Below are 8,380 nucleotides of genomic sequence, written 5' to 3'. Positions count from 1 at the left end.
AGATGGTACTGCATTATTGTGGGAGAGTATGTCGTCGCCTTTCTTTTGAAAACCCCGTTTCTAACGAAACGGGGTTTTCTGTTTTATAGCGGTTTTGGAATTTTAATTTAAGCTTGAAAAAAGTAAGATATTTAAGTAAAAATCACTATTTATAGTGATGTGGAATAAAGGTTAGAATAGTAGTTTTGTATTAAAGTTGCAATGTAAACGAGGTGTATCAAACTATATTTTTGGAGAAATTAATTGATATTTTCATGCAATTTTAATTTGATTAAAATCAGATTTCTTATCACTTGCTCGAATAAATAGTATTAGCATTGGGGAGCTTTACTATATTATTCGAGCTTAGTTGTATAATTTAGATTTAAAGGATTAGTCAACTAAACCATTTTCTACAGCATATTTTACCAAGCCTGCTGTATTTTTAGCATTTAGTTTTGATAATAAGTTGCGACGGTGCGTATTTACTGTATTTAAACTTATAAAAGTTCTCTCTGCAATTTCGGCCGTATTGTATTCTTGAGCAATCAAAACTAAAATCTCTTTTTCTCTCGAACTTAATTCAGCTAGATTAGAAACTTGTTTTTCTATTCTTGAGCTATTAATAAAATGTTTTTCTTCTACTTCTTCTGCAAAATAATTTTTGCCCGATGCAATTGTATTAATAGCTTTTAAAAGTTCTTCTTTTTCAGCATTTTTTAATAGATAACCATTTACCCCAATTCTAATTAATCTTGAAATAATCATGACATTGCTGTGAGTGCTTACAATTAGGATTTTAATATGCGGATATTGTTTTTTAAGGATTTTGCTCAATTCAATCCCATCCATTTCAGGCATGCTGATATCGAGAATGATGAAATCAATAGGTGTTTTTTGAATGATATTTAATGCTTCAAGTCCATTAATAGCCTTGTCAACAACAATTATATTGGGTTCCTGCTCCAACAAAGAAATAATTCCTTGCAGAAACATAGTATGGTCATCAACAATAAGTAGATTAATCTTAGTCATTCATTAGAATAATTAGTTACTTTTCAATTCGTCAAGCTGATTTTTTAAATTCAAACCGTTGATTTGAGGTTTTGGCATCAATTGCAAAACAGGAAATTCAATATTAAAAATGGTGCCTCGTTTTGGTTTTGAATCGATTGAAAAAGAACCGTTTAGTTTGCTAATTCTATTCTCTAGATTAATGAGGCCAATTCCTTTTAAAATGTTTTCGCTTTCGAAACCTATGCCATTGTCTTCAAATAAGAGATTGAATATATTTTCGATATAGTTTAATTGAATTTCTATTTTAGAAGCCTGTGCGTGTTTAATTGTATTGGTTAAAAGTTCCTGTATAATTTTGAAAATTTCGATTTGAATATTTTCGTCTAATTCATTAATTTCTTTTTTAGGATAAGGGATATAAGAAATCTGGATTTTGCTTGCTTCACTGATATTATTCAAATAAGATTCTAAAACTTCTAGAAATTTATTCTGGCTGAATTTCTTTGGAAGTAAAGTATGCGATAAATTGCGAACCTGCTGATATGTTTCATCCAACTGATTGCTTATTTTTTTAATATTTGAAAAATTAGAAGGATTTAAATGATTTACTTGCAATTTGATTGCAGCAAGATTACCGCCAATACTGTCGTGGAGTTCTTGAGAAATACGCTGTCTTTCTTTGTCCTGTGCACTGATTGAAGCTTTAATTAATTCTAATTCTTGGTCTTTTAAAATGCTATTCATTTTTTGAGAGCTAATCTCCGATTGTTTAATGTTTAAAAGTTGCTGGACTTTGAATCTTTTGTAAAATTGAAATAATAAGGCGACTATAGGAATCAAAAGAATAAAAAATGCGTTAATGGTGAATGATTTAAGATTCTTTTGCTGATTAATTTCTAAGTCTTTTAACTGCTGATCTTTTTTTAGAAGTGATATTTCATTTCGTTTTTTATTAGATGAATTTTGATACGCTAGAATTGTATTCTCATTATTTTTTTTCGAAATTTCATCCTTAAGAATCATATTTTTAATTGCTTCTTCTTGGCTTGCCAGTGTTAGTCTTTTAGCCTCATTTTCAAATTTTAAAGATTTGATCTCTTTCTGTTTTTGGGCTGTTTTGTATTTGATTTCCAATTCGTTGATCTCTTTGGTTCTCTCCATTTTGGAAATAGAATCTTTTAAATGGGTTGATTTTTCAAAAAATGAATAAGCATTTTTATAATTATTCATTTCGATCTCAATTTTTCTCAATTCATCGTAGATGTCTATTTGGTTTTGAAGTAATCCAAAATGAATTGATTTTTGAAGCGCTTCAGAGAAAATCAGCTTCGCTTCATTATATTTTTTTTGTGAAACATAACAATCGCCAATGGTGCTTCTTGAGATAATTGCTAATTGGTTAAGCTCGTTTTCATCTGCAATAGCAAGTGCTTCTTGAAACATTTTTAATGCTTCATGGTAATTGTTCTGCAGTTGATAGTTTTCGCCTAAACCAAGTAAAATGATGGATTTTCCCTGAAAGTTATCGGTTTTTTCGCAGAGTACTTTACCTTTTTTATAATAGATATTTGCATTATCATAATCTTTTAGCCTCGAATAAATATCGGCAATATTAATATAGCTTCCCAAAATTATTTCTGAATCATCTTTGAATTCCAGACATTCCTTAAATAGTTTTAAAGCGTTTTGATAATCGCCGAGTTCAGTATATGTCTGTGCTAAGCCGTGCATATGGATATAGAAAAGATTTTTCTCATTATACTTTTGAGAAGCTTCTATACCTTTAAGGTGCCATTTTTTACTTTCGTTAAATAATCCTCGTTTGTTATAGTTAATCGCCAAAAGGTTATAGCCTAGAGAAAAAAGGCGACTTTTTAAAGAATCGTTGGTGCTGGTGTTATACTTAAAAGCTTGATTTGTATAATAAATAGAGGAATCAATAACGGCTCTTTTGTTGAAATAATAAGCAAGAAGAAGATCTGTGTTGGCAATAGATCGGTTATCTAATTTTGATTTTAAAAGTTCGTGCGCTTTTTTGTAAGCCTTTTTTTCCTCTCCTTTATTATAGGCGTCATAAAGGTTTGTAATTTTTGGATTTTGCTTAATAGTTGAAGATTTTTTGACATCCAAAGGCTTCTTTTTACTTTCAATCTGTGCTTGCAGACTAAACGAAAAAAAAACAATGAATATTAAATAAAACCTTTCTGACCAGATTGCCATACGTTTTTGGATTATACTCTAAAGAATTAGAGTAAATTTTAAAAGCTTTGTAAACTTGGGGCTAAGAGTTGTTTCTCTCGAGAGATAAGTAAAAGTACTACAAATTAATTAAATGAGACTTCTGAAAAATAAAATTTTTAGATGAAGTTGTGATATAAAAAACAGTTGTAAATTGATTTAATTTTATTGTAAATCAATGCGTTACGATTTGTGTAAAAAACTAAAACTTTCTTAAATTAATTTGAATGTAAATTTTCTTACAGTAAATTAGTGTGGCTATATACAAAGAAAATGGATCATGATAAGTAGAATTTTTTTAGTCCTTGTATTGTTGATTTTAACGATATCGGCGCACGCGCAGAAGAAAATAGAAGTAACAGAACTGCCAAAACCTGCACAAGATTTTTTAAAGAAACATTTTAGTTATACATCTGTTGAAATTGCCAAAAAAGATGCAGAACATGGAGAGAAAGGCTATGAAGTAAAGCTGAAAGACGGAACAGAAGTTGAATTTTGGAAAGATGGATCCTATCGAGAAGTTGACGGTGGAAACAAACCAATTCCAACTGATTTTATCCCCGATAATATCAAAGCTTATGTAGCCAAAAATCATCCAAATGAAAAGATAACGCACATTGACTACGGGCATAAAGATCTTGATGTTGATTTGACTAATAACATCGATTTGGAGTTTACAAAAGACGGTAAAATTTTAAAAGATAAGAAGAAGCAGTAATATCTTTAATCGATAGCCAGACTCTTGAAAATATGAAGGTGAGAAAAAATAGTTTATATTTACATCTTCTATTATTTGCTTTATGGAAGAAAATAAACATGTAACGATTTACGACATTGCCGAGAGACTAAATTTGGCAACCTCAACCATTTCACGAGCTTTAAAGGATCATCACACCATTAGTGATAAAACAATAAAGAAAGTGAAAAAAACTGCTGAAGAGATGGGGTTTGTCCCAAATACTTTAGCTGCAGGTTTGCGTGGTAATAAAACCAGAACGATTGGTGTTTTGATTCCTACCGTTACGCAGCCCTTTTTATCATCATTAATTAGCGGAATTGAAATTACGGCTCAAAAATCTGATTATACTGTTATCATCATGCAGTCGCATGACTCATACGAAGAAGAAGTCAATATGGCTAAGTCGCTTTACAGTAATCGTGTTAGCGGTGTGATTTGTTCACTAGCTATGGAAACTCGTGATACGGCTCATTTTCATCAATTCTCAAATAATAATATTCCGTTAGTCTTTGTTGACAGGGTTCCTAAAAATTACAACACTTTTAGAGTGGTAATCGATAACTATTCAGCAGGTTATAAAGCAACCAAACACCTTATTGAGCAGGGCTGTATTCGTATTGCGCATATTACGGCAGGATCGGAATTGGGAAATTTATACAGCGAAAGAAAAAGAGGTTATATCGAAGCCTTAAAAGATCATAATGTTGATATAGACGAAAATCTGATTATCAATTTAAATTCTGTTACTTACGAAGATGGTGTAAAAGCCAGCAATGCTTTGTTTGATTTAAAACCAATGCCAGATGGATTATTTGCTCCAGGAGATATTCTAGCTGTAAGTGCTGTACAGACTGCTAAAAAACGTGGTATAAAAGTACCTGAAGAATTTAAAGTGATTGGTTTTAATAATGACCCGATTTCGCAGATCATCGATCCTAATTTGTCGACTATAACGCATCCGGCTGAAAAAATGGGAAAAGCAGCAGCAGAAATCATTATCAAAAATTTGAAATCGGCTAAAAATGACGATGCCAAAGAAATTACCTTTTTAAACACAGAAGTGCTCGCAAGAGAATCTACACAAAAATAATTTCAGCTTTAAATAATAAAGACTGACTTAATCGTACTACAGGGCAGGATAGTTTTTTAAATTATCCTGCCTTTCTTTGTTAAATAAATTATTTTTTTGAAAAAAGTAGAGCTAAAATTTTTTTCTTAAATAACAATCCTATATTTTTACGCAACCGATTGCAATTATTGTTTTATTTAAGATAATGTATTTTTTAAATTAAAATTTTATTAAATACTTTTATTTGAGGGTAAAATATTGCTTCTTTTAAACTTGAGATCGTAAAAAATAAATTAATACCAAATGAGTTCATTAAGATTTGTTTTCCTTTTTCTTTTGATTTCCCTTTCGGCTCCGGCACAAAAGGATTATAAATTGTGGCTTCAATATAATGCCGTAAAAAATACTGCATTGGCTTCCGAATACAAAAACAATCTTAAAGGTATTGTGGTTTTAGGAAATTCAGAAACGATTAAAATTGCTGAAAAAGAACTTAAAACAGGTTTTCAGGATATGCTGGGTATTAATCCAGAAATCAAGTCAGATGTAAAAGGGGAGAATAATTTAATTATTGGTTCGCAATCTAATTTAAGCATTGAAATTAAAAATGAGTTAAAATCTGATTTTGATAAAATAAATGAAGAAGGCTTTATTATTAAATCAATTTCTCTTAAAGGCAAAAAACAGATTATTATTACAGCAAAAAATGATGTTGCCGTTTTGTACGGGATTTTTAATTTCCTGAAAATATTGGAAACCAATAAATCTGCTCAGAATTTAAATATTGCCGATTCGCCAAAAACAAATATTAGAATTTTAAACCATTGGGATAATTTAGATAGAACTGTTGAAAGAGGTTACGCTGGATTTTCGCTTTGGAACTGGCAAAAACTTCCAGATTTTATAGACCAGCGTTATATTGATTACGCTAGAGCGAATGCTTCAATTGGAATTAACGGAACGGTTTTGACCAATGTAAATGCAAATGCATTAATTTTAACTCCGCAATATTTGGAAAAAGTGGAAGCTTTAGCCAATGTTTTCAGGCCTTACGGAATAAAAGTTTATTTAACTGCAAGATTTTCGGCACCAATCGAAATAGGAAAATTAAAAACGGCTGATCCAAAAGACGCAGAAGTTATCAAATGGTGGAAAAACAAAGCAGCAGAAATTTACAAACGAATCCCTGATTTTGGTGGATTCTTGGTAAAAGCCAATTCAGAAGGTCAGCCAGGACCGCAAAATTACGGAAGAGATCATGTAGATGGAGCCAATATGCTTGCTGATGCCGTTGCACCTTTTGGTGGTGTAATTATGTGGAGAGCGTTTGTATATTCAGAACATGATGCCAATGACCGTGCGAAACAGGCTTATGCAGAGTTTCAGCCTTACGATGGAAAATTTAAAGAAAATGTAATTGTTCAGGTAAAAAATGGAGCAATCGATTTTCAGCCAAGAGAACCTTTCCATCCTTTATTTGGTGCAATGCCGAAAACGCCTTTAATGATAGAATTTCAAATTACGCAGGAATATTTAGGTTTTAGCACGCATTTGGTTTTCCTTCCTAAATTATTTCAGGAAGTTTTAGAATCAGATACGTATCAAAAAGGTAAAGGTTCCACTGTTGCCAAAGTTGTTGACGGAACTTTATATCAAAATAAACTAACGGGAATTGCAGGTGTTGCCAATATCGGAAACGATTTGAATTGGACAGGACATCCTTTTGCACAAGCCAATTGGTATGGTTTCGGAAGATTGGCTTGGAATCCGTATTTAGATTCTGAAACGATTGCCGATGAATGGTTGCGAAGCACTTTTTCGAACGATGAAAACTTTATTCAACCTGTAAAAAATATCATGATCGAATCTCGAGAAGCAGTTGTCAATTATATGACACCGCTTGGATTGCATCATATTATGGATACAGGCCATCATTATGGACCAGGACCTTGGGTTTCTAATTTGTCCAGACCAGAATGGAATCCGACGTATTATCATAAAGCAGATAAAAACGGAATTGGTTTCGACCGATCTAAAACTGGAACGAATGCAACTGTGCAATATGCACCTGAAGTTGAGAAACTTTTTGATAATTTAGAAACCTGTCCAGAAAAAGATCTTTTGTGGTTTCATCACGTTTCATGGGATTATAAACTGAAAAATGGTGAGACACTTTGGAACGGTATGGCGTTGAAATACCAAGAAGGTATAAATCAGGTCGCGACAATGCAGAATGTCTGGAAGAAAGCAGAAAAATATATCGACAACGAGCGCTTTCACGAAGTTGAAATGTTATTGGAAATTCAGTACAAAGAAGCAAAATGGTGGCGTGATGCCTGTCTGTTATACTTTCAGCAGTTTTCTGGAAAAGAACTTCCGGCGGGAGTAGAAAAACCAACGAAGACTTTGGATTATTTTAAATCGCTAAAATTTCCATTTGCACCAGGAAATGGATAAATTAAGTAAGAGTGGAACACAGAAAAAAAACAGATTTTTTCCGATAAAAAATAAAAAAATCCGTGTAGATCAGCGTTTTCGCGATAGCGAATCCGTCCAATCAGCGTACTAAATAGAATATATTTTAAAAATTATGAGCAATAAAACAGCAATTGTAACTGGAGGAAATTCGGGATTAGGTTTTGCAACAGCAAAAAAACTTTGTGATAACGGAATTAAAACCTACATCATCGGGAGATCAAAAGAAAAAACAGAAGATGCCTGCAAGGAAATTGGAGAAAATGCCATTCCGGTAATCTTTGATTTGAATGATTTAAAGGGAATTCCAGCGATGATCGAAAACATTACAAAAGACAATCCGATTGATATTTTGGTCAACAATGCTGGAATCAATATGAAAAAAGAGTTTTTGGATGTGACAGATGAAGATTTCTTAACTATAATTCACACCAATCTTCTGAGTGTTTTTGCTGTAAGTAGAGAAGTAGTTAAAAACATGAAAGCGAAAGGAAGCGGAAGTATTATCAATATCAGTTCGATGGCATCGCAGTACGGAATTCCAAAAGTAATTGCGTATTCGTCAAGTAAGGGTGCGATCGAAGCGATGACACGTGCGATGGCGGTCGAATTGGCTCCATCAGGAATTCGTGTAAATTGTATTGCTCCAGGATTTATAAAAACTAAAATGTCATCGACAGCCCTTGATAATGACCCAGAAAGAAAAAATAAAGTGCTGGGAAGAACACCAATGGGATTCTTAGGAGAACCTTCAGACATTGCTGATGCGGTTTATTATTTCGCTTTAAGCGAATCAAAATATACTACTGGTACAGTATTGCCTGTTGATGGCGGAAACAGTATTGGTTTCTAAGTTTAAAGGA

6 protein-coding genes are annotated in these 8,380 nt (G+C 32.4%); 4 read left to right on the top strand and 2 right to left on the bottom strand.

The genetic code is table 11. From position 1 onward, the window contains the following. Positions 1 to 372: 372 nt before the first annotated feature. On the bottom strand, positions 373 to 1,014 hold the full coding sequence (locus J7574_RS21120; protein ID WP_290973542.1) for a response regulator transcription factor: 642 nt from the start codon (positions 1,012 to 1,014) through the stop codon (positions 373 to 375). Between the two features lie 12 nt (positions 1,015 to 1,026). Then, positions 1,027 to 3,216: a sensor histidine kinase gene (locus J7574_RS21115; RefSeq protein ID WP_290973539.1), complete on the bottom strand. Its 2,190-nt coding sequence runs from the start codon at positions 3,214 to 3,216 to the stop codon at positions 1,027 to 1,029. 298 nt (positions 3,217 to 3,514) lie between these two features. Between J7574_RS21115 and J7574_RS21110 the strand changes: the two genes are divergently transcribed. The 4 genes from J7574_RS21110 to J7574_RS21095 all read left to right on the top strand — a co-directional run bounded on the left by J7574_RS21110 (position 3,515) and on the right by J7574_RS21095 (position 8,370). Next, a complete protein-coding gene (locus tag J7574_RS21110) occupies positions 3,515 to 3,952 on the top strand; it encodes a PepSY-like domain-containing protein (RefSeq protein ID WP_290973537.1) in 438 nt (145 codons plus the stop codon). A gap of 82 nt (positions 3,953 to 4,034) precedes the next feature. Continuing rightward, positions 4,035 to 5,063 (top strand): LacI family DNA-binding transcriptional regulator, encoded by a 1,029-nt coding sequence (locus J7574_RS21105; protein WP_207297457.1) that lies wholly within the window; start codon positions 4,035 to 4,037, stop codon positions 5,061 to 5,063. Positions 5,064 to 5,345: 282 nt separating this feature from the next. Continuing rightward, positions 5,346 to 7,499, top strand: coding sequence for an alpha-glucuronidase family glycosyl hydrolase (locus tag J7574_RS21100; RefSeq protein WP_290973530.1), 2,154 nt, complete (start codon positions 5,346 to 5,348; stop codon positions 7,497 to 7,499). A 133-nt stretch (positions 7,500 to 7,632) separates the two neighbouring features. Then, positions 7,633 to 8,370: an SDR family NAD(P)-dependent oxidoreductase gene (locus J7574_RS21095; protein WP_290973527.1), complete on the top strand. Its 738-nt coding sequence runs from the start codon at positions 7,633 to 7,635 to the stop codon at positions 8,368 to 8,370. Positions 8,371 to 8,380: the final 10 nt, after the last annotated feature.

This window comes from Flavobacterium sp. (assembly GCF_017744675.1).
In the GTDB taxonomy this organism is placed as follows: domain Bacteria; phylum Bacteroidota; class Bacteroidia; order Flavobacteriales; family Flavobacteriaceae; genus Flavobacterium.
Note: the sequence above shows the minus strand (reverse complement) of the source record. Positions and strands in the feature narration are given on the sequence as shown.

Excerpts from the sequence above, each read along its gene's own strand:
- J7574_RS21120 (WP_290973542.1), bottom strand. The coding sequence starts at position 1,014 with ATGACTAAGATTAATCTACTTATTGTTGATGACCATACTATGTTTCTG.
- J7574_RS21115 (WP_290973539.1), bottom strand. The coding sequence starts at position 3,216 with ATGGCAATCTGGTCAGAAAGGTTTTATTTAATATTCATTGTTTTTTTT.
- J7574_RS21110 (WP_290973537.1), top strand. The coding sequence starts at position 3,515 with ATGATAAGTAGAATTTTTTTAGTCCTTGTATTGTTGATTTTAACGATA.
- J7574_RS21105 (WP_207297457.1), top strand. The coding sequence starts at position 4,035 with ATGGAAGAAAATAAACATGTAACGATTTACGACATTGCCGAGAGACTA.
- J7574_RS21100 (WP_290973530.1), top strand. The coding sequence starts at position 5,346 with ATGAGTTCATTAAGATTTGTTTTCCTTTTTCTTTTGATTTCCCTTTCG.
- J7574_RS21095 (WP_290973527.1), top strand. The coding sequence starts at position 7,633 with ATGAGCAATAAAACAGCAATTGTAACTGGAGGAAATTCGGGATTAGGT.